At 42.1% G+C, this 20,818-nt stretch carries 22 protein-coding genes and 2 tRNA genes; 13 read left to right on the plus strand and 11 right to left on the minus strand.

What is annotated here, in order from left to right; genetic code table 11:
- Window positions 1–87: 87 nt before the first annotated feature.
- The 4 genes from Q0590_RS04860 to Q0590_RS04875 all read right to left on the minus strand — a co-directional run bounded on the left by Q0590_RS04860 (window position 88) and on the right by Q0590_RS04875 (window position 3,240).
- Window positions 88–162 (minus strand) — tRNA-Lys (locus Q0590_RS04860).
- A gap of 346 nt (window positions 163–508) precedes the next feature.
- Window positions 509–644: transfer RNA gene (locus Q0590_RS04865), tRNA-OTHER, on the minus strand.
- A gap of 290 nt (window positions 645–934) precedes the next feature.
- The gene (locus Q0590_RS04870) at window positions 935–2,455 is read right to left on the minus strand and encodes a TROVE domain-containing protein (protein ID WP_302036370.1); all 1,521 of its coding nucleotides are present in this window, start codon (window positions 2,453–2,455) and stop codon (window positions 935–937) included.
- 257 nt (window positions 2,456–2,712) lie between these two features.
- Entirely contained in the window at window positions 2,713–3,240 is a 528-nt protein-coding gene (locus Q0590_RS04875) for a DUF6155 family protein (RefSeq protein WP_302036371.1), read from the minus strand.
- Window positions 3,241–3,354: 114 nt separating this feature from the next.
- Between Q0590_RS04875 and Q0590_RS04880 the strand changes: the two genes are divergently transcribed.
- A complete protein-coding gene (locus tag Q0590_RS04880; RefSeq protein ID WP_302036372.1) occupies window positions 3,355–3,645 on the plus strand; it encodes a YidH family protein in 291 nt (96 codons plus the stop codon).
- 91 nt (window positions 3,646–3,736) lie between these two features.
- A complete protein-coding gene (locus Q0590_RS04885; RefSeq protein ID WP_302036373.1) occupies window positions 3,737–4,468 on the plus strand; it encodes a tetratricopeptide repeat protein in 732 nt (243 codons plus the stop codon).
- Between the two features lie 69 nt (window positions 4,469–4,537).
- Here the strand turns inward: Q0590_RS04885 and Q0590_RS04890 are convergent, their stop codons facing one another.
- A complete protein-coding gene (locus Q0590_RS04890) occupies window positions 4,538–4,729 on the minus strand; it encodes a cold-shock protein (protein ID WP_302036374.1) in 192 nt (63 codons plus the stop codon).
- Between the two features lie 117 nt (window positions 4,730–4,846).
- Between Q0590_RS04890 and Q0590_RS04895 the strand changes: the two genes are divergently transcribed.
- Both Q0590_RS04895 and Q0590_RS04900 read left to right on the plus strand, forming a co-directional pair.
- On the plus strand, window positions 4,847–5,248 hold the full coding sequence (locus tag Q0590_RS04895; RefSeq protein ID WP_302036375.1) for a hypothetical protein: 402 nt from the start codon (window positions 4,847–4,849) through the stop codon (window positions 5,246–5,248).
- 42 nt (window positions 5,249–5,290) lie between these two features.
- Window positions 5,291–5,524 carry a hypothetical protein gene (locus tag Q0590_RS04900; protein WP_302036376.1) on the plus strand — a complete coding sequence of 78 codons (234 nt, stop codon included), beginning with the start codon at window positions 5,291–5,293 and terminating at the stop codon, window positions 5,522–5,524.
- A gap of 243 nt (window positions 5,525–5,767) precedes the next feature.
- Here the strand turns inward: Q0590_RS04900 and Q0590_RS04905 are convergent, their stop codons facing one another.
- The 4 genes from Q0590_RS04905 to Q0590_RS04920 all read right to left on the minus strand — a co-directional run bounded on the left by Q0590_RS04905 (window position 5,768) and on the right by Q0590_RS04920 (window position 11,085).
- A complete protein-coding gene (locus tag Q0590_RS04905; protein ID WP_302036377.1) occupies window positions 5,768–6,331 on the minus strand; it encodes a toxin-antitoxin system YwqK family antitoxin in 564 nt (187 codons plus the stop codon).
- 210 nt (window positions 6,332–6,541) lie between these two features.
- On the minus strand, window positions 6,542–7,123 hold the full coding sequence (locus Q0590_RS04910; RefSeq protein ID WP_302036378.1) for a helix-turn-helix domain-containing protein: 582 nt from the start codon (window positions 7,121–7,123) through the stop codon (window positions 6,542–6,544).
- 126 nt (window positions 7,124–7,249) lie between these two features.
- Complete coding sequence (locus Q0590_RS04915) at window positions 7,250–8,434, minus strand: acyltransferase family protein (protein WP_302036379.1); 1,185 nt, start codon at window positions 8,432–8,434, stop codon at window positions 7,250–7,252.
- A 209-nt stretch (window positions 8,435–8,643) separates the two neighbouring features.
- Window positions 8,644–11,085, minus strand: a complete 2,442-nt coding sequence (locus Q0590_RS04920) for a TonB-dependent receptor (RefSeq protein WP_302036380.1) — start codon at window positions 11,083–11,085, stop codon at window positions 8,644–8,646.
- Window positions 11,086–11,495: 410 nt separating this feature from the next.
- On the opposite strand from Q0590_RS04920, the gene Q0590_RS04925 reads away from it, so the two are divergent.
- The 9 genes from Q0590_RS04925 (at window position 11,496) to Q0590_RS04965 (ending at window position 19,568) form a co-directional block, all read left to right on the plus strand.
- Window positions 11,496–12,548, plus strand: a complete 1,053-nt coding sequence (locus Q0590_RS04925) for a 2Fe-2S iron-sulfur cluster-binding protein (RefSeq protein WP_302036381.1) — start codon at window positions 11,496–11,498, stop codon at window positions 12,546–12,548.
- A gap of 56 nt (window positions 12,549–12,604) precedes the next feature.
- A complete protein-coding gene (locus Q0590_RS04930) occupies window positions 12,605–13,219 on the plus strand; it encodes a DUF4178 domain-containing protein (RefSeq protein WP_302036382.1) in 615 nt (204 codons plus the stop codon).
- Window positions 13,220–13,269: 50 nt separating this feature from the next.
- A complete protein-coding gene (locus tag Q0590_RS04935; protein ID WP_302036383.1) occupies window positions 13,270–14,643 on the plus strand; it encodes a hypothetical protein in 1,374 nt (457 codons plus the stop codon).
- Between the two features lie 111 nt (window positions 14,644–14,754).
- Entirely contained in the window at window positions 14,755–14,961 is a 207-nt protein-coding gene (locus tag Q0590_RS04940) for a hypothetical protein (protein ID WP_302036384.1), read from the plus strand.
- A gap of 139 nt (window positions 14,962–15,100) precedes the next feature.
- On the plus strand, window positions 15,101–15,349 hold the full coding sequence (locus tag Q0590_RS04945) for a DUF350 domain-containing protein (RefSeq protein WP_302036385.1): 249 nt from the start codon (window positions 15,101–15,103) through the stop codon (window positions 15,347–15,349).
- 75 nt (window positions 15,350–15,424) lie between these two features.
- On the plus strand, window positions 15,425–17,002 hold the full coding sequence (locus Q0590_RS04950; RefSeq protein ID WP_302036386.1) for a polyamine aminopropyltransferase: 1,578 nt from the start codon (window positions 15,425–15,427) through the stop codon (window positions 17,000–17,002).
- A gap of 224 nt (window positions 17,003–17,226) precedes the next feature.
- Window positions 17,227–17,715, plus strand: coding sequence for a gluconokinase (locus tag Q0590_RS04955; RefSeq protein ID WP_302036387.1), 489 nt, complete (start codon window positions 17,227–17,229; stop codon window positions 17,713–17,715).
- 60 nt (window positions 17,716–17,775) lie between these two features.
- Window positions 17,776–18,828: a ComEC/Rec2 family competence protein gene (locus Q0590_RS04960; protein ID WP_302036388.1), complete on the plus strand. Its 1,053-nt coding sequence runs from the start codon at window positions 17,776–17,778 to the stop codon at window positions 18,826–18,828.
- Window positions 18,829–18,878: 50 nt separating this feature from the next.
- Window positions 18,879–19,568, plus strand: a complete 690-nt coding sequence (locus tag Q0590_RS04965; RefSeq protein ID WP_302036389.1) for a hypothetical protein — start codon at window positions 18,879–18,881, stop codon at window positions 19,566–19,568.
- 1 nt (window position 19,569) lies between these two features.
- Here Q0590_RS04965 and Q0590_RS04970 read toward each other — a convergent pair whose 3' ends face one another.
- Both Q0590_RS04970 and Q0590_RS04975 read right to left on the minus strand, forming a co-directional pair.
- Window positions 19,570–20,097: a KdsC family phosphatase gene (locus Q0590_RS04970; RefSeq protein ID WP_302036390.1), complete on the minus strand. Its 528-nt coding sequence runs from the start codon at window positions 20,095–20,097 to the stop codon at window positions 19,570–19,572.
- A 64-nt stretch (window positions 20,098–20,161) separates the two neighbouring features.
- Entirely contained in the window at window positions 20,162–20,818 is a 657-nt protein-coding gene (locus Q0590_RS04975; RefSeq protein ID WP_302036391.1) for a hypothetical protein, read from the minus strand.

Below are 20,818 nucleotides of genomic sequence, written 5' to 3' on the forward strand. Positions count from 1 at the left end.
ATATGAGGTAATAGAGCCGGAAGCGGGATTCGAACCCGCGACCCACCGATTAGATTCGAAGTAAGACTTATTTACGACACCCTGTAGTGTGCCCGGAGGGATTCGAACCCTCGACCCCCTGCTTAAAAGGCAGGTGCTACTAACCAGCTGAGCTACGAGCACAAAATGTTTATTGGTTTGCCCACAGCCATCAGCATTAGTTGCCGGACTAGTTACTTACGGGCAATATATTGGTTTCTTATGGTCCTTTTTCATAGACATCTTATTAAGTTTTTGAACTTTGCATACTTCATAAGCAACGAAGGAGTAACAGGCAACCTGAGTAGCGGGGCAACGCATGCCGGGAGTTGAACCCGGATACCTTTGCTGCACAGTGGCAACTATGATATTCCTCCCCTGAGTGCGCGAAGTAACCCATGTTTACGACATCCTTCTTTACTTACCATGAAAGGGCAACGGCCGAAGGGCGTACAAGTTGGCATTCTACCATTGAACTATCTTTTATTTGCATAAAAGGTGGGAATCGAACCCACAACCTCCAGCGTGACAGGCGAAGTAACGCCCTTCTACGGCACCTTTCTATGTCTGGGGTAACAAGCGGGCAGCCTTCTTTTCATTGCTCTAACCACTGAGCTACTTCTAACTTTTGCCAGAAGGCAGGGCTCGAACCTGCGTCCGATGAGGTCAAACGAAGTATTGCTACCCTACGACACCCATTTTATTTTAGCAAACAGAGCAACAAACAAACAGTGTGTTTTCAAATTACACGTCTGCGATGAAACGCTACTCTACGTATGTGCTTATAACTTTTGTTTTTTAAAAACAGAGAAGGGCTACTAACGAAAAGTCCGTACAGGAATTGAACCTGACTGTCTTTGCAGACAGTTGCAACCAAAAGCGAAGGAATACTTTTCTACGGCACCTTCTCTGTTTTCTATACTTCTATTTTTTGTATCTCTGCTAGGGCATTGCTTCCATCTTCAATAGCCGACAACACATCAAACACCTTGTCAGACCATCCGGCAAGCAGGTATACATCGTTTTGCTGTAAACGGATAGGCGATTGCCCGTAACCCATCAGATCGAACAGGTATAACTTAGCCTGGGGAGCTACTTCTTTTTTGTAGCGGGCCCATGCAGCGCTTAAACTATCGCCTCCATTGCGGCTATCCCACATCTGCAAATCGGTAAAGAACAGCACTTTGTCCATTACTTGTTTTCTGTTGATCAGATCGTTAATTACCAGGTGGCCGTTAGTGGCGTATCCTACCTGGCCTTGCATACTGCGGAGCTTGGCCACATTTGCCAGCACATTTGATTCTGGCAGGTTCACCGTCATCCAGCGTTCGCCGAAAATACCTGTTATCACATTTTTAGACCGGCTACGCAACAGCATACTCAACACCAGGCCAATATCGTAGCACTGAATGGCGCTGTTCTTAGACAAAGGACTGTACATAGAACCAGACACATCGGAAGCAATTAAAACTTTGGTATGCAAATCGAACCCACGGATGTTTTCTGCACTGATGATTATAGCCTTCTCCAGACATTCCATGATATAGCCACTGTAGGAAGATTTTACCTGCTCTATTTCGCGGTAAGCTGCTAGGAAACGGAAAGGCAACTGCTTGGATTTCCGTACGCCCGCCGCACTAGTCAGTGTTTTTCCTACCAACTGTATATGCTCACTACTTACCTCGGCCTGCAAAATATTCCGCAGGTTACGCATCAAGGCCATATATCCCAGTTTTCCGCTGCTAATCAACTCTTCCCATGTTGAGCGTACCGCCTGGCTTTTTTCTTTTTCCGAAGCAAATGACTGCTGACCCAGTTTAGATAATTCTACTTCCCAGGTATAGGGTACTTGCAAGGTGTCGTTTACTATTTTAGTAAAAATGGCCTGTTGCGCTTCATCTTTTGCCTTTGGGTGAACCAGAAATAAGGCATCCCGTAAAGAAACAACGGTATCACGGTTATATTTGGCAAACTGGTATTCATCGAACTTGTTAAAAGCTTCTGCCAACCCTTTTTGCACTTGCTTGGATAATTTGTTCAGTTTTTTAGTACCATTGCGCTTGTTTGCCATCTGGTAATAGGCCAGTAACTCCGTAATTTCATCTGCCCGTCCCACTACGCGGGTGATCATATTTTTCACCAGATTGTCGCCGTTATGCACTTTGGCCAACTCTACCGCCAGCACCATTGGGATGGTACGTAAATACATTCTCTCCCGTGTATAAACTGCTAGCTGCGCCAGAAAACGTGTATCTACTTTGGCAACAAGCTCTATAATGCGGTTTACCCGTTCGCCTCCTTTTTCATAAAAGTTATCAGATAAGCTGGCTGTAACCACAGCTGTATACAGTTCCAGTTCTTGCGTCATGGAGAATGCGCTGGCTCCTTCATGGTTAACTATCTCCGCTGCTTTTGCTTTTAGTGTATTGAACCGCATAATGATACGTGTTTTGTGTATTGTTTCATTTGATGATTCAAAGTTGGGGGGCTCCTGCGCAGCCTTTTTGCGTAGTGAATACTTTTTTCAGATTTTTTTCAATTTTTTTAATTTGTCAGCTAAACACCTGAGAAATGGAGTAACTGCAACATGCGTAGAGATTAAAATTAACCGGCAACAGCTTTTTACAGCAGAATAGATCTGCTTTTTAGGGATTAAGATAAATGGCTTTTACAGGTACCTGTTGTATAATTGAGCTACGCTTCGCCAAAACATTCTCCGAAGGCGTAAGAAAGATTAGCGTGAAAACCCCAGCCCATGTATTCGGAATCTGTAACAATCTGCCGGCAGCGGTCTTTAAACTCCGTATGCAGATTGCTTTTAGTAATTAACTTCAGGGCTTCGTCATAGGAAGAGGTAATGGATGTATAAAAGGCTTCGTCTATGCCGCCAAACGTTTTGCTGTACGCAATTCCATTTTCTACCCGGTATAGCAATAAATCCACTACATCGAAATCGAATACAGCTACTTTTTTAAACTTAGAAATAAGCCTGCGGATGGCAGAAGCTCTGGGATAGCGGTATCCTCTGGCCGGAAAATAAATAGCTTTGATTTTTTTCTTGTAACTATCTACAAAAGCTTTGGTATCGTCGCTTAGCTCCATCTGGTAAAACTCCTTTACCTGGCTAAACTTACTGTATAATTTAAGTACCTCTTCCACTAACTCTTTTTTATCTAACTCATCCAGGTGTTTTTTCAGGGATACCTTTGTTATTTTTGCCATAGTTTTTGAGACAGATTCCACTTCTTGAACGCAAGTTAACAGGTGGTGCTAATTTTATAAGAACTCAACAAAGTATTAACGCTTTTATATTTTGTACGTTTGAATAAATCAGTTATGGAAGCCAAACTTACAGACACTGAACCTCAGGTTGCACTAAATGATGTATTAGCTACAGAACGGACGATCATGGCCAACGAACGGACGTTTCTGGCCTATTGCCGGACGGCTTTTTCCCTGTTTATTGCCGGCCTCAGCTTAATGGAATTTACCAAGACCCACATTCTTATCGCCATCGGTATTTTATTTATTCCCCTGGGCGTAGGTGTGTTTGTATTTGGTTTATGGCGATTTACTAAAAAGAAAAAGGCCATCCGTGCCGGTAAGCTGCTGGGCAACAAGAGATAAAATTCATTTTCTATCCTGTATTTCTTCTGTTCTCCGTAACTTGCAGCAAGTTGTATCCAGAACCGTTCTCCCGGTGATACTATTGTTCGCTATGATGTATAAAAAAATAAACAAATCTTATTGGTATTTTGGAATTATATGCCTGCTGGCTGCGTGTACGCAATCTTCTGAAGCTTTTCTGGAACGTGCCCGGCAATTAATGAATGAGCAAAAATTTAACGAAGCCCTTACGTTTCTCAACCGGGCCATAGAAAAAGATGTAGATAATTTTGAAGCTTTCAATACCAGAGGTGTAGCATATTATGAGCTGAAACAATATCAGGAGGCTTTAATGGATTATGAACAGGCCATTAAGCTGAATCCGCAGTCGTATAAACCCTATTATAACCGGGCACGGGCTAAAATAGCTATGCAGGATATAAAGGGAGCCCTTACTGATTCTAATGAAGCCATCCGCCTGCAACCCGACTCGGCAGATTTATACATTAACCGTGGTTTTATTTATTATCAGCAAAAACAGTTTAAAGAAGCTATGACCGATTTTGATAAAGCCATTTTACTGAATCCGGCCGATGCCAATGCTTACTACAACCGGGGTATTGCCAAGTTTGAAATGCAGGAACTGAAAGGCAGCATTGCCGATTTTAAAGAGAGTGTGCGCCTGGATGGGAAGTCAGGCAAAGCCCGGTTTAGCCTGGGTATAGCCCAGCTGCTAAATGAGGAAAAAGAACAGGGTTGTTCGCAGCTGAAACAAGCCGAACGGCTTGGGCACCCGGATGCAAAAAGTGCCTTACTTACCTATTGCGAGGAGGCTAAAAAATAAAAGGACTTTAGATAAACTAAAGTCCTTTCTTGTAACAATTGCAGTCTTTTTCGAATTCTGATCTATATATTATAGGGGCCTTACATCGATTGCTTTGCTACCTCTTTTGTCTTCGGTAATTTTGTAGGAAACGCGGTCGTTCTGACGGATTTCTTCCTGAATACCTGAAACGTGCACAAAAATGTCTTGTTGTGTCTCATCGTCTACAATAAAACCAAAACCTTTTGTTTCATTGAAGAACTTTACTGTACCTTGTGGCATAAATTGTAATGAAATGTATTAAATAGTAATTTAAAAACACAAAGGTATATATATAGTTTATAATATAAAAAATTTAGTCTGGGTAAATAGCCACCCGTGAAAGTAAGATTTTACTCAATGATTCATCAATTTGCAGGCCGTGTGAGGCATTTTTTCTATATACTGCTTGTATGCCTGATTGCCTGTACCGAAAGCAAAACTTTTGAAAATTTTGATGCAGCCACCTGGAAACAAGATAAACTTGGCTGCCAGGGCGAGCGTAAACGCTTAGCCGGAGACTTTGAAAAAATCCGGCGGGAGTTGTTGGGGCTGACGCAAGAAGAAGTGCTGCGTCTGCTGGGAAGGCCAGATTTTCAGCTGTTACTGGAACGGACGCAAAAAGCCTATGTCTATTTTGTAGAACCTGGCGTACAATGTGAGGGAGACCGGGAGAACTCTAAAGCCCGTACTGTCTCTTTCCGGTTTAATGCCGTAAACCGGGCAACGGAAGTAGTATATGGTGAAGGAAAAATTTTCTGACAGGCTAATTTTCTATTACTGTAATTTATAAACTTACTCTTTATGAAAACAATCCATTATAATCCCAGTCTGATTGAAATAGAATTTGCCAAAATTATAGCGGACCTGCGGGAGGAAATCCAGAAAAAATCGGCTGTCAATACCATTGTCGACATCACGAACAACAGCACGAAAGATAATCCCAATCTGGTACTGAAACTGGAAGATAAGGATGGCGATAAACATGAACTGATCATTCAGTTTATTCAGCGCCCGGATGACCTGGTAGCTAAGTAATTTTTTTATTTCAAGATTTATCTTCTTAAAAAAAATTCCTATGGAGGCCAAGCGCTTTTTCTATTGAAATAGATTACTAGAATCTATCTGCAGAAATTTACTGTCTTGGCCTTCAACTAATTGATAATTCTAATTTGAATGACTGCACTTTGACACAAAGCCAAAGAAAGACTTTTGAAAAAGCCCTTCCTGAAAAACAGGAGGGGCTTTCTTTATAATATATAAACGGAGGTTGATACAAAACTAATTATCAAGCTCAAGTTCTCTAAGAAGTGATTTAGGAAGCTTCTCATACTTTACTAATTTATTTCTTCTGCCATTGCCATATACAAATTTTCCTTGCGGTTTTCCTGCCTCCCAATTTCCCCTGAATACTAATTGACCTCTTTCATTGAATAAAGCAACCGCACCATCCCCATCTAGTTTGCCATTGGTATATTCTTTACGTAGCCTCATCCTTCCATTAGGGAAAAAGTATATTTTTCTTTTGTCAGTAATATGGCTTGCCGGAATACCTGTGTCATACCATGACTGGCTGATTTTTTTATTGTTCGAATAACTAATTTGATAGGAAAGGTTGCCATTTAAGTGAAATGATTTATAAATAAGCGTTTGGCCATCCTGATAAGTTGCCTCTGAGTCCTTTCTTCCAAATAGATCGTAGTATCTAAACAGTCCCTGCTTCTTAAAATTTTGAAACTGTCCTATTTGAGCAACCGTTACACTATCCTCATAAAAGATAGTCCAGTTACCGTCAGGGACTTCTTTAGTCCAGTAAATTTCTTTCCAGTCTGCTTCTGTATGCATAGAATGAAATGGAATGTATGAATGTACATAAAAACTATCTGTACCTACCAAAACTTTCCGGTGATCTTGGCCTATAGCCACAAAAGCTACTTGTATAGTACAAAAGAAAAATATTGACAATCTTTTTATTAGCATAGATGGTCTACAAGCTATTAGGAAAATAAAGATTTCCGTTCACCTTATTTTTTAGAAAAGGTGAGCTACCACAAATTACCGGATAATTTTTATCCCAATGGAATAGACTTTCTCTGTTCCTTTTTTAATCTGCACAGAGGCAATAAGAATGAGCACAGAATTGAGGAGATAAAGCACACCAGCTAACATAACGCCATAGATAGGGGTCCAGGGAGTGGCTCCGGGTAAACGAAGCAGGGTGCTAAAAACCAGTATAAATAACGAGCCAAACGTTAAAACAGACCATACAATCTGGAAATTTAATATCCGTCTGCCCAGTTCGGCGGCTCCTTTTATCTTGTCTTTTTTCATCACCCATAAGATCAGCGGAATAAAGATATTGCCCAGCGGAACAACCCAGAAAGAAAGCGTTGACAGATTTAATAGCTGTAAAAATTCTTTGTCTTCTTCTTTCGTAAAATCAATCAACTCCTCCAGTGGGCAGTCTAAGGCGAGTGCTAGCAAACGGAGCGTTTGCCCCCGGGGTTCTGTTTCTCCACTTTCAATGCGTTGAAGGGTACGTAAATTAATAGAAGCTTTTTCTGCCAGTTGTTCCTGCGACATACCTTTACCTTTTCGCAGAGCTACAATCCTGGCGGCCAATACTGTATGTTTCATACTTATGTCGTTTACATACAAATGTAGGTCTACCTTGGCTCTATTGTAACGGTTCGGTTACGGCATTTCTACGGCATTTGTGTCATTTGATTATTTTTTGTAGTTGGCCGTACTTTTCCGGCTTTTTTACACCTTAATAATAATCCGCTTGTTATACATAATCCATAAAATACCGAGCCATACCAGTACAAAGGATATAGCCCATGCCAGGGAAGCATTTATTGGAGAAAATACAGATGTAAAAAGGGTATTATACAAATACGTTTGCAGGCCTACTTCTGTACCATCCGCATTCGTTACTGTAATCATGCTTAGGATACGTGGAATAAGTCCAGACAGAAAAAACACCGTAATTGCATTTACCCCATACACTACAAAAGGCTTTGTCCATTTTGTAAATCCCTGTATATCAATTAACCAGTAGCAGACGGCCAGTACATGTAAAGCCAAACCAGAAGTATATAGTACAAAAGAACTGGTCCATAGAGCTTTGTTGATCGGAAATACCCAGTCCCAGATAAGGCCGGTAAGAATGGCCAGATTGGCTGCTACAAATAGCCAGGTTAGTTTGCGGGCAGGGTCAATATCAAACCGCAGCCATTGCCCGGCAAGCATACCGGAAATTCCGGTAGCAACCGCAGGTAAGGTGCTCAGTATTCCTTCCGGGTCCCAGGTATTGGTTTGCTTCCATAGATGGCCGTGCAGCAACAGATTATCCAGCCAGGCAGCCAGGTTTTTTCCTGGTTCTAAATAGCCAATACCTACGCCCGGTACAGGCACGAGTGCCATCAGGAACCAATAACTGAGCAAAATAGCTGCCATAAGGTAGGCCTGCGAGCGGATACTGGTTTTCAGGAACAATACAGCACAAATAAAGAATACGATGGCAATCCGCTGCAACACGCCCGGAATACGTACGGTAGCAAAATCGAAACTGGGAAACAAGTGCAGAAACAACCCCAAACCAAATAAAATCAGGCTACGTTTGCCAATTTTGGCTATTAGTTTAGCATGGCCCGATTCTTCGTATTTACGCGTAGATAAGGAGAAAGTGATAGACACACCCACAATGAACAAAAAAAACGGAAATACCAGATCAGTAGGGGTAGCTCCATGCCACTCGGCATGCCGCAAGGGTGGATAAATAGCTCCCCAGTCACCAGGATTATTCACCAGGATCATGGCGGCTACTGTTAGCCCTCTAAAAACATCTAAGGATAATAAACGGCCCGGTGTATGTGTCCCGGATAATTGCTTTTCTAACTCTGCGGCTGATTTAGGAAGTGTACTGGTAGTTGAAGTCCGGCTCATAGGGATTAGGGTACTTTTATACGTGTACTAAGATACATTTTATTATTGGCTTTTCCTCTACCTCACCTGTGTTGTACTTTAAACCTTAAGCAGGCTGCCTATAAAAAAACATGCAGGCCTGAAACCTGCATGTCATTTTCTCTCATTACCTATTTTCAATTTTTACATTCTCAAACGTAAGTTCAGCGAAGCTAAATTTCCAACTTACCTTAATTTCCCATTTTTATCCGGTTCTCTTCAGACTCTAGCCCGGTAGCGCGTTTGCGGGCAGGTTTAATATCATTTTTGCCAAAGCGGTAGGTAAAGGTAACTCTGGCCTGGCGGCTCTCCCATTTATTGGAAATTCTCAAGTCCATATTGCTGTAGTTAATAGCGCCTCTGAACCGCATCATATTAAACACATCATTCACATTCAGTTTCAGGGTTGCTTTTTTGCTCATAAACGACTTTTGCAAGCCAAAACCTACGGCATACATCGATTGTCCGCGAAGGATACCTTCCACAAAGGGAGAGTTATAAAAACCCGATACCTCTGCGGTGAAATCTTTTGGTAAAATAAATGTATGATTCGTATTGACATTTACAGCCAGCTGGGAATTATCTAGTTGCTCATCCAGGAAAGTTGACTGAAACTGGTTATAAAACACATTGACATTATTGTTTGTAGACCACCATTTGGTAATAGGAATGGGCATACTCAGGCCTAAGCTATAGTTCTGGCGGGTATCCAGGTTGGTCATGGTAGCTCTGGTAATCTGGGTTTGGTCATCCTGAATAGTTACCTGCGTAAATATATCTTTGGTATGGCTGTAACCCAGGGTAGTGGTAAAACCGCCTTTATAGGTATGCGACACCTGAAAAGAATTGGTAAACTGTGGTTTCAGGAATGGATTGCCCTGGAAGTACGTATACAGATCCAGAAAATACACAAACGGATTCAAATCCTGGTAACTTGGGCGGTCAATCCGGCGGCTGTAAGAATAGGCCATCTGGTGGTCTTTGCCAATTTTCTGGGATAAAAATACACTGGGGAAAAACTCCAGATAATTCCGGTCTACTACTTTATTTAAGGTGATAGAGTTGCCTTTAGAAATGGTTTGTTCTGCCCGTAGACCCAGTTGTAAACTCCAGATTTTACTCAGTTCTTTGCTGAAGTTTACATAGGCTGCGTTGATATTTTCCGTGTATTTAAAGTGATTGGTTTTGGTCGTATCTACTTCCCAGCTGTTTTCCCGGAACAGGTCAAACTTTACATCATTATCAGTAACTACATAGCTGCTTTTTACCCCTGCTTCCAGCTTGGCCGTTTTACCTAGTGGATGAATATAGTCGGCTTTGAATGATTTAATATCCACTTCAGAAGGAATATCACTCTTCAACAGCAGCGGCACTTGGGTTTCTTCCCCAACTGAATTATAATAGTAATTGCGGATGTTGTCGTTGCCTTGTCCCATAAATTTAGAATAATCTACATCTGCCGTAAATTCCCGGCCAGTGCTGTCGAAAGTCCGTTTATAATTCAGGTTGTAGGCCATGCTTTTCCAGGAGTTTTCAATGTTATTCAACAAAGCTACATTCGATTTCAGATTTCCGCTGCCATCCATTATATCCGTATTGTTTACCACATTCATCTTCCCACTATTCAAAAATCCATTGGCCATAAATCCAAAGGTATTTTTCTTATCCAGATAATAATCCACGCCTACTTTGTAAGAATTATTGTTGAACCTGGAGGTGCGGCGGTTGTACTGGTCAAATAAGCTAACTTCATTTTCGTAATTCACTACGCGGTTCAGTTCAGTTGTGTTAAACCGTTCGTTGTAGCCATAGTTATAATTACCAAATACATTAAATTTACCATTGCGGTAGTTCAAATTAATTCCGCCATTATACTTAGGCAATTTTCCATATCCGGCACCAGCCGTAAGATTGCCGTTCATGCCCATATTTTTATTCTTCTTTAGCTTAATATTAATAATGCCAGAGTTGCCAGCCGCATCGTATTTGGCCGATGGATTGGTAATAATTTCTATCTGCTCAATGGCATTACTCTGCATATTCCGCAGCATATTACTCACCTCTTCAGCCGACAAATAGGTTTGTTTGCCATCAATCATAATAATAACCCCCTGTTTGCCTTTCAAACTGATTTTATCATCTTTATCTACCATAATTCCGGGGGCTTTTTCCAGTACTTCCATGGCTGTACTTCCACTGGAAACAATGCTGTTTTCTACGTTCACCACCGTTTTATCCAACTTCTGTTCAATAAAAGGCTTCTGCCCGATTACCACTACTTCTTTCAAGTTTTTGGCATCTATTTCCAGCTGCATTACTGGCAAAGCTACCTGCAGATTGGCTTGGCTGATAGAGAAAGGCTTGGTATAGAGTTTTTTGTACCCTACCATAGATGCCGCTATTATATATTTTCCTTCCGGTATCTGGTCAAACTCATAGTTGCCATCTACATCGGTAACGGCTCCTTTTACTAAGGAAGAATCCGTGGCGTGTACCAGCATCATGGTCACAAATTCGGCGGGCTTTTTATTTTCATCCAGCATGGCGCCGGTTATTTTGCCCTTCTGCGAACTTTGAGCAAAGCTGCTTAAGCTTATCAGGCAAATACATAAGGAGTAAATATATGTTTTCATCGTATCTCAGGTTGATTAAAGTATGTGAGTTATATCTGATTACTATGCAAAGATAGGTAGTGTGTAATGCATAGAACATAGTATTACACAAGTGGTAATTTTTATGGCTGATGTGTTCTACGAGTGGATAGATGAACAGCAGAAAGACAGAGCCAGAGAATATAAGAGGTATACATTTTTACATGTACAAGCCGATCTTTCTATCTGAGTAGTAAAATAAATCCATCGGTGGATGATATGATATTATTTCCTTTTACTTAAAAGGCCAAGGCAAACGTTGAAAGGAAACAGAAGCAGCTATATTTGAGTTAAACCTATATAAACTAAATGACTGGCAGAATAAACCATACCTATTCTTGTCAATACATGGTAGAACATATAATTTATTTAAACGAGCAGTAGTCCATTGTATGAAAGAGTATCTGGAGTTACGTATCCGTAAAATTATCCGCGAAACGAAAGAAGCCATTACATTACTTTTAGAACCTACCGATGGAGCAACCGTGGACTATAAGGCAGGCCAATTTTTAACTATCCTGCTACGGAATGGAGAAAAGGAATTGCGGAGGTCATACTCATTAAGCTCTACACCAGGTATAGATTCAATATTGGCTGTCACCATTAAAAGAGTAGTGAATGGCGAAGTGTCCCGATACCTGATAGATCATCTAAAGGAAGGAGATATTTTAACTTGCTTGCCCCCTGCCGGAAGATTTACCCTGGAACCTCAGACGGACGTGCAGCGGGATATTTTTTTGATCGGAGCTGGCAGCGGGATTACACCGCTGTTATCTATATTGAAAGACCTACTGGCCCATGAGCCGCAAAGCCATTGCATCCTGATTAAAAGTGACACGAGTGAAGATACCGCCTTATTTCCCAGGCAACTCAGCGAACTGGCTACCCAATACCCCAGCAGATTTAGCTACCATCCACTGTGCAGTAATCCTACACAAGCTGGCACCCACCCTGCCCGGCTCAACATTGGTTTACTTCAAACCCTGATTAAGCAATACTTGCGGCACGATGCATCCCTGGCTCAATTTTATATGTGCGGCCCTTCTACCTATATGCGCATGGTACGGATGACGTTAACCTTTATGGAATTCCGCCAGGAGCAAATGCATCAGGAGATATTTATTACCGAAGAAATACCCGAAACGGCTATACCTGTATTTCAAGATACGTCTCCTAAAAAAATTGAATTGCATTACCGGCAAAACAAATATGCACTAGAGGCCCCTTACAACCAGTCTATCCTGAAAACGGCCCAGGCCAATGGCATCCAACTTCCGTACAGTTGCTTAGGGGGTGTATGTTCTACGTGTGCTGCCCGCTGCACTCAAGGCAACGTGCACATGACGCTTAATAAAGTATTAACAGATAAAGAAGTAGCCGCAGGATGGGTACTTACCTGTGTAGGGTATCCGCTCAGCAGGGAAATAACGATAACATTTGATTAATTTCTATTTTTTACTAATTTTCTCATCTTTATCATTTCTATTCAGAAGCAGAATTTATGTCTTTGCCAAGCATACAATGCCCTTCCTGTGGAGCCCAGCTGGACCTGCAATACCGGTACTCCAAAATGGTAGTCTGTAGCTATTGCGGGCAAACCAGTTATATTAATGCAGGTGCCGCCAGTGCAGCCGGGCAACCAATTTTACTGGCAGACTATGGCTCTGTAGTGTCTGTAGGAAAACGGGGGAAATTAAAAGGCAAATTATTTAGTGTACTGGGCAGATTACGGTTCAATTATGAAGATGGTTTCTGGGATGAATGGCTACTATGGTTTGATGGTGACGAATACACCCAGTACGGGTTGCAGGAAGATGAAGGAGAATTTATCCTATTCAGCAAAAAACCCTTAACCTCGCAGGCACCGGTATTTGATGCCGTGAACGTAGGAACAAACATTTCGGTTAATGGTGCCACGCTGTTTGTAACAGAAAAGAACAGGGCAACCATTAATGGTGGAGAAGGTGAACTACCCTTCCAGGTTATTCCGGGTGAAAAAGCGGATTATATAGATGGAATATCCAATGGCAAACCTGTCAGCATCGAGTATATGCCTGGAGAAACAGAATTCAATACAGGGGAAGCCCTAGCCTTAACAGACTTTCAATGGTTATAACAGGTACACCTAACATCTTTTACCTACTCAATCTTTAGCACAGCTTTCTCATGAGCAGCATTCAACCACAGGGTTACTTCCAATCGGTCAGGCAGTTCCGTTGTACGAATTGTGCCGGAGAAATTACGTTAATTAACAAACGGACCAACTATGTAGGCTGCCAGTACTGCGGAGCCGTGTTAGATGCAACGTCTGAAGCACATCAGGTAATTACCAAACTTCATGCACCTTCCAAATTTCCTCCAAAATCCTTTATCCGCCTAGGCATGAAAGCTGTTTTTCATGGAAAAAAACATCAGGTACTGGGCCGGACCCGGTGGCAGTCAGACTACAAAGAGTACTGGTCTGAAGAGGGTGAAACTGGCTATTCCGACGAACGCTGGGAATACGATGAATGGGTACTGATGAGTGAAGACCGCACCTATTTTTATCTGATTGAAGATGCAGACGGCTATGCTATTTCTACTTCCTTTTTACCCCAGCATCCGAATTTGCCTACAGGCACCAACATCCTTAATTTTCGTACGGCCCGGAAAGAACGGGTGATAGAATATGGCGACTCCAAGGTACTTTATTTTGAAGGTGAATCCACGTACCAGATAAAAGCCGGCGACCAGGTAAAGTTTGCCGAGTATACCTCAAGTGGGAAGAGTTATATTGCGGAGTGGCGGTTGCTAGCTAACAGCAAAGAAATTAAAGAAATAGAGTTTTTCGAAGAGACTTCTATTCCGGAATGGGAAGTACTAGCTGCTTTTGAGGATAATGCGGTAATCCAGGAGGCAAAACAAAAGATTGGCCAGATTAATAAACGCAAGCGGTTCTGGCGGATCACCTACTGGCTAACGGCTCTGGCTTTTGCTATTCTATTAATTCACTCCTTTACCCAAGGCAGGGAAATTTATTCGCAGCAGTTTACCGTTCCGCAAACTAACAAGCCAGCAACAGAAGACGATGACCCTAAAGTACTGGCTACTACTCAACCTATTCCAATGCAGGCCATTAAAAAAATATACCAGCTGGAATTATCAGCCACCATACCCGACAACACCGATCTGTGGACTGGCCTGGAAATTCTGAATGAGCAAGGCCAGGTAATAAATGTGATGGAAGGAGACTTTTTCCGGGCCTCCGGCGATGAAGCCTGGCAAGAAGATGGCGAAAGCGGCGTAGAGCATTGGGAAGAAGCTGAACTATCTAAGTCTTTGCTCTACCGCTTGGATCAACCTGGCACGTATACTGCCCGTATCTTAGCTCTTCCTACCACGGCTCCGGATGCTACCGTAAAACTAACATTAGTGGAAGGGAGTGTTTTAAGCCGTTATTACACCATTGGCCTCATCATTTTTACATTAATAGCTTTGGTAAACAGTGTATCTGCTTCTATGGCTAAGCAGGTAAATCAGCATATCAGGAGTTTGTCCTAGCCTACATTACTTGAAAGGTATGTGTATTGTAGTAAAAGAATTCTTTTCAAAATGGACTTTAGGGCGGTACTGGAATGTTAATTTTTTTATCTTTATCCGGATTTTCTGTGTATGCAAACCTTTACCCGTGTATTGATCATTTGTGGTTTACTCTTCATACTAGGAGTGGCGTATGTTGCTTCCACCCAAGGAGTAGGTGTGTCATCGTTAATAGATCAACAGGTAGTGGAACAAACAAAAACACAGTCTGGTAGCACAGGCAGGAGCTATTTTCTGGGCAGAACAGTCAGGGGAGGCGGGCCAAGATATGGGAAATAAACCTATTCTCTTCAGTATAAGCGGCCATCTGTAAAAAAGAATTTGTTTGATTTTACTCCTGCTTTCGTAGTAAGACATTATTAATAAGTAAAATAGATATTTCTGAACTTCTACACCGTTTAACTCAGCACGTTGACCTATGTCTATTCTTCTGTTTCTGTTACAAGTGCCTATCGTTCCTGCTATTGAGAGAGGAATAATTGGTACGCTGGTTTATTCAGCCATTGGCATTATTATGTGTGTAGTAGGCTTCAAAATTGTGGACTGGCTCATCCCTGGCCATATGGCTAAACAAATTGCCGAAGATAAAAATATGGCTGTAGCCATGGTAGCCGCTGCCATGATTTTAGGTATCTGTATTATTATTGCTGCCGCTATTGCCAGCTGATGGCATAATTTCACCAGTCTATTAGCCCAGGATACGTAATCTTGAGCAATCTTATTAAATAAGCATTCCATCCATTTGTCAGACGAACAACCGCACAAACTTCCCACAGCTGGTTTACCAGTATTACTTACCTCTGTCTTCATTATTGCTACCTGCGGTATCCTGTATGAGTTACTGATCAGTAGTATTTCCACCTATTTTCAGGGCAGCAGTATCTTACAGTTTTCCCTTACCATTGGGCTATTTATGTCTTTTATGGGCGTAGGTTCGTATGCCTCTAAATATTTTCAGGATCACTTACTGGATCACTTTATTACTATAGAAATCCTACTTGGGTTAATTGGCGGCTTATCCGCTTTTATCTTGTATTTTGGTTATTCACTCACCGAAAACTATTATCTCCTGGCTTTTTTACTCATCAGCACCCTGGGAACGGGTATTGGCCTGGAAATTCCACTGGTAACCCGCATTGTGCGGAGTTATAGTAGCTTAAAAGATACCGTAGCCCAGGTACTTTCTTTTGACTACATCGGAGCTTTGCTAGCCTCTATCATTTTTCCTCTGGTGTTGCTCCCCTATCTGGGCACCATGCGTACCTCTTTTCTGATAGGCGTTTTGAACCTGAGTGTAGCTGCCTTTAACAGCCATGTTTTCAAAGATGCTTTGCAGAATGGACGGAAGCAGTTTCAGGTATCTGTATTTCTGGCAATTGTACTGCTGGGTGGCTTTTTCTATTCATTCCGCATTACCAGCTTTTTTGAGCAGTATGTATATCAGGATGAAATTATTTTAACAGAGCAGTCGCCTTACCAACGGATTGTATTGACTAAATGGAACCAGGACTACCGCTTATATATTAATGGGAACTTACAATTTTCTACAGTAGATGAGTACCGCTACCATGAGCCGTTGGTGCATATTCCCATGGCTTTGGTCAATAAACCAGAACGTATTCTGATCTTAGGCGGCGGCGATGGCCTGGCGTTACGGGAAGTACTGAAATATCCATCTGTACAACACATAGATTTAGTAGACCTGGACCCGGCCATGACGCAGTTAGCGGCCTCCCATCCCATTTTCCGGCAGCTCAATACCCAGGCACTAAGTAATGCCAAAGTACATGTATTTAACGAAGATGCCTTTACATTCGTGAAAAATGCCTCACAGCTTTATTCGCTTATCCTGATTGATCTGCCCGACCCGAATGATACCGGGTTAGGTAAGCTGTATGCCAAGGAATTTTACCATATGCTGCAAAAACGGTTAACGGCCGATGGTCTGGTAATTACCCAAGCTACTTCGCCCTATTTTGCGCCGGATGCTTTCTGGTGCATTGCCCATACGATGGAAGAAGTATTTTCACACGTAATTCCCTTCAATAGTTATGTACCTTCGTTCGGCCAGTGGGGGTTTGTAATGGCAGGCAATGCGCTGAAATATGATACTGTTTCAAAAGACGCATTTTTTGGCCGCATTAATAGCCATTTGTTTACTAAAGAACACAAGAATGGCTACCGGTTTTTAACGCCCCAGTTGATTCCGGGCTTATTTGTATTTGACAAAGATACCGAAGAGCGGCCCACAGAAATAAATACCCTGGAAACCCAGATACTGGTAACCTATTACGAAGAAAGCCTGCAAAACTGGGAGTAAGATTGATTACAGCATATAATCGTTATGAAAAACACTATTTAGTAGAAACGCGAACTGCTTATCTGGCAAAATATTCAAAGTGATGTGCTACTAGAGAAATCACACGGCTATTGCCATATACATGTTGGTTGGAGAAATGATAAAATATACGTAGTAAGCCTAGGCGATTAATGTAAATGCTCAGAAGTTTAGTATCTTGTTCCATATTTCATACTACAACATATATGGTGGTTATACTTTTTGGCGTAACAGGCTCAGGCAAAACAACCGTAGGCAGCCTCCTCTCCGCCACCCTCGACTGGAAATTTTATGATGCCGACGATTTTCATCCGAAAGCCAATGTAGAAAAGATGCGGCAAGGCATTCCTTTAACCGACGAAGACCGTACGCCCTGGTTGGCTAGCCTGCGCGAGCGTATACAAAAAAGCCTGGACGAAGGAGAACATGCGGTGCTTGCTTGTTCAGCCTTAAAGGAAACTTACCGGCAGTACCTCCATATATCGGAAGATGTAAAATTTGTGCATCTGAAAGGCTCTTTTGATCTTATACGTGATAGGCTGAGCAAACGCATTGGTCATTATATGAATCCTGGCTTGTTGCAAAGCCAGTTTAATACCTTGGAGGAGCCTAAAACACCAGTTTTTGTAGCCAATATTGGTAAGTCTCCTGCAGAAATTGTGGAAGACATTATTCAATATATCAAACCAATCTGAGTAGATCAATTCCAGCCACACTGGCTTATTTTCTAGTTTACGCTTTAGCAGTAGTACTATATGAATACACGTTTCTTTCTCCTCACTCTTTGTGTGCTTGTTGTTGTTTTCTTTACTAATACTGCTTCCACGCCGCCCGCCCGTACATTGGATGTATACTGGGTAGATGTAGAAGGCGGCGCAGCCACATTACTAGTAACCCCGGCAGGTGAATCGGTGTTGATTGATACCGGGAATCCGGGTGGACGGGATGCCCAACGTATTTATCAGGTAGCCACAGAGGTAGCCGGACTCAAACAGATAGACCATTTAATAGTTACCCATTTTCACATAGACCACTATGGCGGAGCAGCCGAACTGGCTAAAAAAATGCCCATAAAGCGCATCTATGACAAAGGAATTCCTCAGACATTACGTGAAGATGCAGAATTTGCCAGCCGCATTGCGCCGTACCGGCAAATTCAAGCTGAAAGAATAACCTTGAAACCTGGTACGCAGATTAAATTAAAAGCTTTACCGAAAAGAGTGGCCAAGCTTGCTCTGTGGTGCCTGGGACTAGACCAGAAATTTGCGGATAAAGCCGATCCGCAAGCTAATACAGCCAATTGTGATGCCGCTACCGATAAACCTGTAGATACTTCAGATAATGCCAATAGTACTGTGTTTATGATGGAATTTGGCTCTTTTCGCTTTTTTGATGGCGGCGACCTTACCTGGAACGTAGAGAAAACCCTTGTTTGCCCGGATAATCTGCCTGGGGAAGTAGATGTATTTCAGGTAAACCACCATGGCCTGGACCAGAGCAATAACCCGGTATTGGTAAAAGCTTTATTACCCACAGTAGCGGTCATCAACAACGGTACCCGCAAGGGATGCGGCCCAGATACGTTTACTGCCTTACAAAATACGCCTTCCATTCAAGCCATTTATCAGCTTCACAAAAATTTACGGGAAGACGGTGCTACAATTAACACTCAGCCAGAGAAAATTGCTAATATGGAAGAGAATTGTGCAGCTAATTATGTAAAACTTTCCGTAGAGGCTGATGGAGAAAAGTATACCCTATCCATTCCGGCAACTAAACACCAGCAGGTATTCACCACTAAAAAGTAAGTGGATATGGGAAGCAAGCTTGTTGAGATAAGACTACCAGCAACACCTCTATGAAAAAACCAGCTAAACCGGATTTTATTCCGGAATTTAAAGGAAATCTGCGGAGTAATATTATCCGGGTACCGGAGGTCATCAGTGAAAGTAGCGGTATTATTATCTTGGGTAAATGTATTAAATCGCTGCTTTTCAGTACCGATGTAGCAATTATCCGGAATACCAATGCAGATGCCATTATTGCCGTATATCCGTTTACTCCCCAGCCTATTATTACGCATGCGTTGATTCTAGCGGCCGACAAACCTATTTTCTGTGGCATAGGTGGCGGACTTACTTCCGGCAAACGTTCGCTGGAAATTGCCTTGGATGCCGAGTTTCAGGGGGCATTAGGGGTGGTATTGAATAAACCTGCCACCAATGAATTAATTGAACGGTTAAAGAAGAAGCTGGAAATTCCGGTAATTGTAACTACCGTGTCGGAAGAAGATGACTTTGCCGGAAGAATAAGTGCCGGAATAGATATTTTCAACGTGTCCGGTGCCGACCGTACGGAGGCCATCGTAAAAAAGATCCGGACTATTAGTGCTACCATTCCTATAATTGCAACTGGTGGCAAAGATGAGAACAGTATCCGGAAAACCATAGAAGCAGGGGCAAATGCCATAACTTATACGCCTCCAACTACCGGGGAACTGTTCAGAATAATTATGAACAAATACCGGAAAGGCGAAAACTATAAATAATTTATTTTTCTTCGCTAGGAACCAGAATCCATTTCCCTTGATCCCGCATTACCCGTTCAATTACATCCCGTACGGCTCCCCGTCCGCCACTAAAAGGAGAAATGTAGTGGCAAAGAGCTTGTATATCGGGCATGGCATCTTGCGGACAAGTAGCCAGTACACCTGTTTTCAGTACCTCATAATCTGGCATATCATCGCCCATATACAGAATTTCTTCCTGTGCGAGACCATGCTCTTGGATAAACTGTTTAAATACTTCCAGCTTCCGGTCTGTGGCTACACCCAGGTAAATATACGGCACCTTCAGAAATTCCAGGCGTTTACGCACGCCCATTTGGTTGCCTCCGGAAATAATCGCTACTCTGTATCCGGCTTGCAAGGCTTTTTCTATACCAAATCCATCCCGTATATGAAAGGTGCGGGCTTGTTCTCCGCTTTCCAGCGCTAGTAATGTACCATCGGTGAGTACGCCATCTACATCAAAAATAAATGTGCTGATTTTCTTAAAATCGTAGTCAATAAAATTCATAATGCAGCCGTTGAAGAAAAAAGTTTAGCAGGCAAATATCCGGAATGATCTTTTATTTTTCTAATCAGATATTCTTCTCTTTGGATTCGGCATGAAAGGCTTCTATGTAATCATTCAACTCCGATAGCGGAATCAGTTCCTCGCTGTTCTTTGCTTCTGCTAAATCCTTAAAATCATAATACCGTACTTTGGTAGCTACATTATATTCACCCATGACTTTATCCAGCATAATCATGCCGTAATGTGCCAGTTTAGTGTACTTGTATTGGCTGAAGCCTAACCCATAGACAATTATATCTAATTGGTCGTTATCCTCCACTGGCAAAAAATACAGTTCTGAGGGAGTGAGTGTAATTTCTTCGTACTGCAAAGTAAAATCTTCCATTCTGGGTTGACGGAAAGCCGTAACATCCCACTCTTCCAAGGCAGGCGCTTTGCTAACTATTTCCTCTACCAGTGCAAACCTGGAAGTATCGCCTTCCGCAGAAATGACTATCTCTTGTATTTCAGAGGCTATTTCTACTGAAAGCTCTGAATCAATGTCGTGCAGTTTATCAATAAGGATACTTAATTTGGCTGCCTGGTCTTCTTGGGTAAGGTTTGCATATTGCTCTTTATTAGTGTCGAACCATTGCCAGAAAGCGGCTATTTTTTCTTCTCTGGTTTTAGAACAAGAGCAAATCCAGAGGAGAGAGATAAAAAACAAAAGGCTTTTTTTCAT

The organism is Rhodocytophaga aerolata (assembly GCF_030503435.1).
GTDB lineage: Bacteria > Bacteroidota > Bacteroidia > Cytophagales > 172606-1 > Rhodocytophaga > Rhodocytophaga aerolata.

Bases quoted from the DNA above. Each gene is read 5' to 3' on its own strand.
- Q0590_RS04870 (WP_302036370.1), bottom strand. From the start codon at position 2,455: ATGCGGTTCAATACACTAAAAGCAAAAGCAGCGGAGATAGTTAACCAT.
- Q0590_RS04875 (WP_302036371.1), bottom strand. From the start codon at position 3,240: ATGGCAAAAATAACAAAGGTATCCCTGAAAAAACACCTGGATGAGTTA.
- Q0590_RS04880 (WP_302036372.1), top strand. From the start codon at position 3,355: ATGGAAGCCAAACTTACAGACACTGAACCTCAGGTTGCACTAAATGAT.
- Q0590_RS04885 (WP_302036373.1), top strand. From the start codon at position 3,737: ATGATGTATAAAAAAATAAACAAATCTTATTGGTATTTTGGAATTATA.
- Q0590_RS04890 (WP_302036374.1), bottom strand. From the start codon at position 4,729: ATGCCACAAGGTACAGTAAAGTTCTTCAATGAAACAAAAGGTTTTGGT.
- Q0590_RS04895 (WP_302036375.1), top strand. From the start codon at position 4,847: ATGATTCATCAATTTGCAGGCCGTGTGAGGCATTTTTTCTATATACTG.
- Q0590_RS04900 (WP_302036376.1), top strand. From the start codon at position 5,291: ATGAAAACAATCCATTATAATCCCAGTCTGATTGAAATAGAATTTGCC.
- Q0590_RS04905 (WP_302036377.1), bottom strand. From the start codon at position 6,331: ATGCATACAGAAGCAGACTGGAAAGAAATTTACTGGACTAAAGAAGTC.
- Q0590_RS04910 (WP_302036378.1), bottom strand. From the start codon at position 7,123: ATGAAACATACAGTATTGGCCGCCAGGATTGTAGCTCTGCGAAAAGGT.
- Q0590_RS04915 (WP_302036379.1), bottom strand. From the start codon at position 8,434: ATGAGCCGGACTTCAACTACCAGTACACTTCCTAAATCAGCCGCAGAG.
- Q0590_RS04920 (WP_302036380.1), bottom strand. From the start codon at position 11,085: ATGAAAACATATATTTACTCCTTATGTATTTGCCTGATAAGCTTAAGC.
- Q0590_RS04925 (WP_302036381.1), top strand. From the start codon at position 11,496: ATGAAAGAGTATCTGGAGTTACGTATCCGTAAAATTATCCGCGAAACG.
- Q0590_RS04930 (WP_302036382.1), top strand. From the start codon at position 12,605: ATGTCTTTGCCAAGCATACAATGCCCTTCCTGTGGAGCCCAGCTGGAC.
- Q0590_RS04935 (WP_302036383.1), top strand. From the start codon at position 13,270: ATGAGCAGCATTCAACCACAGGGTTACTTCCAATCGGTCAGGCAGTTC.
- Q0590_RS04940 (WP_302036384.1), top strand. From the start codon at position 14,755: ATGCAAACCTTTACCCGTGTATTGATCATTTGTGGTTTACTCTTCATA.
- Q0590_RS04945 (WP_302036385.1), top strand. From the start codon at position 15,101: ATGTCTATTCTTCTGTTTCTGTTACAAGTGCCTATCGTTCCTGCTATT.
- Q0590_RS04955 (WP_302036387.1), top strand. From the start codon at position 17,227: ATGGTGGTTATACTTTTTGGCGTAACAGGCTCAGGCAAAACAACCGTA.
- Q0590_RS04960 (WP_302036388.1), top strand. From the start codon at position 17,776: ATGAATACACGTTTCTTTCTCCTCACTCTTTGTGTGCTTGTTGTTGTT.
- Q0590_RS04965 (WP_302036389.1), top strand. From the start codon at position 18,879: ATGAAAAAACCAGCTAAACCGGATTTTATTCCGGAATTTAAAGGAAAT.
- Q0590_RS04970 (WP_302036390.1), bottom strand. From the start codon at position 20,097: ATGAATTTTATTGACTACGATTTTAAGAAAATCAGCACATTTATTTTT.
- Q0590_RS04975 (WP_302036391.1), bottom strand. From the start codon at position 20,818: ATGAAAAAAAGCCTTTTGTTTTTTATCTCTCTCCTCTGGATTTGCTCT.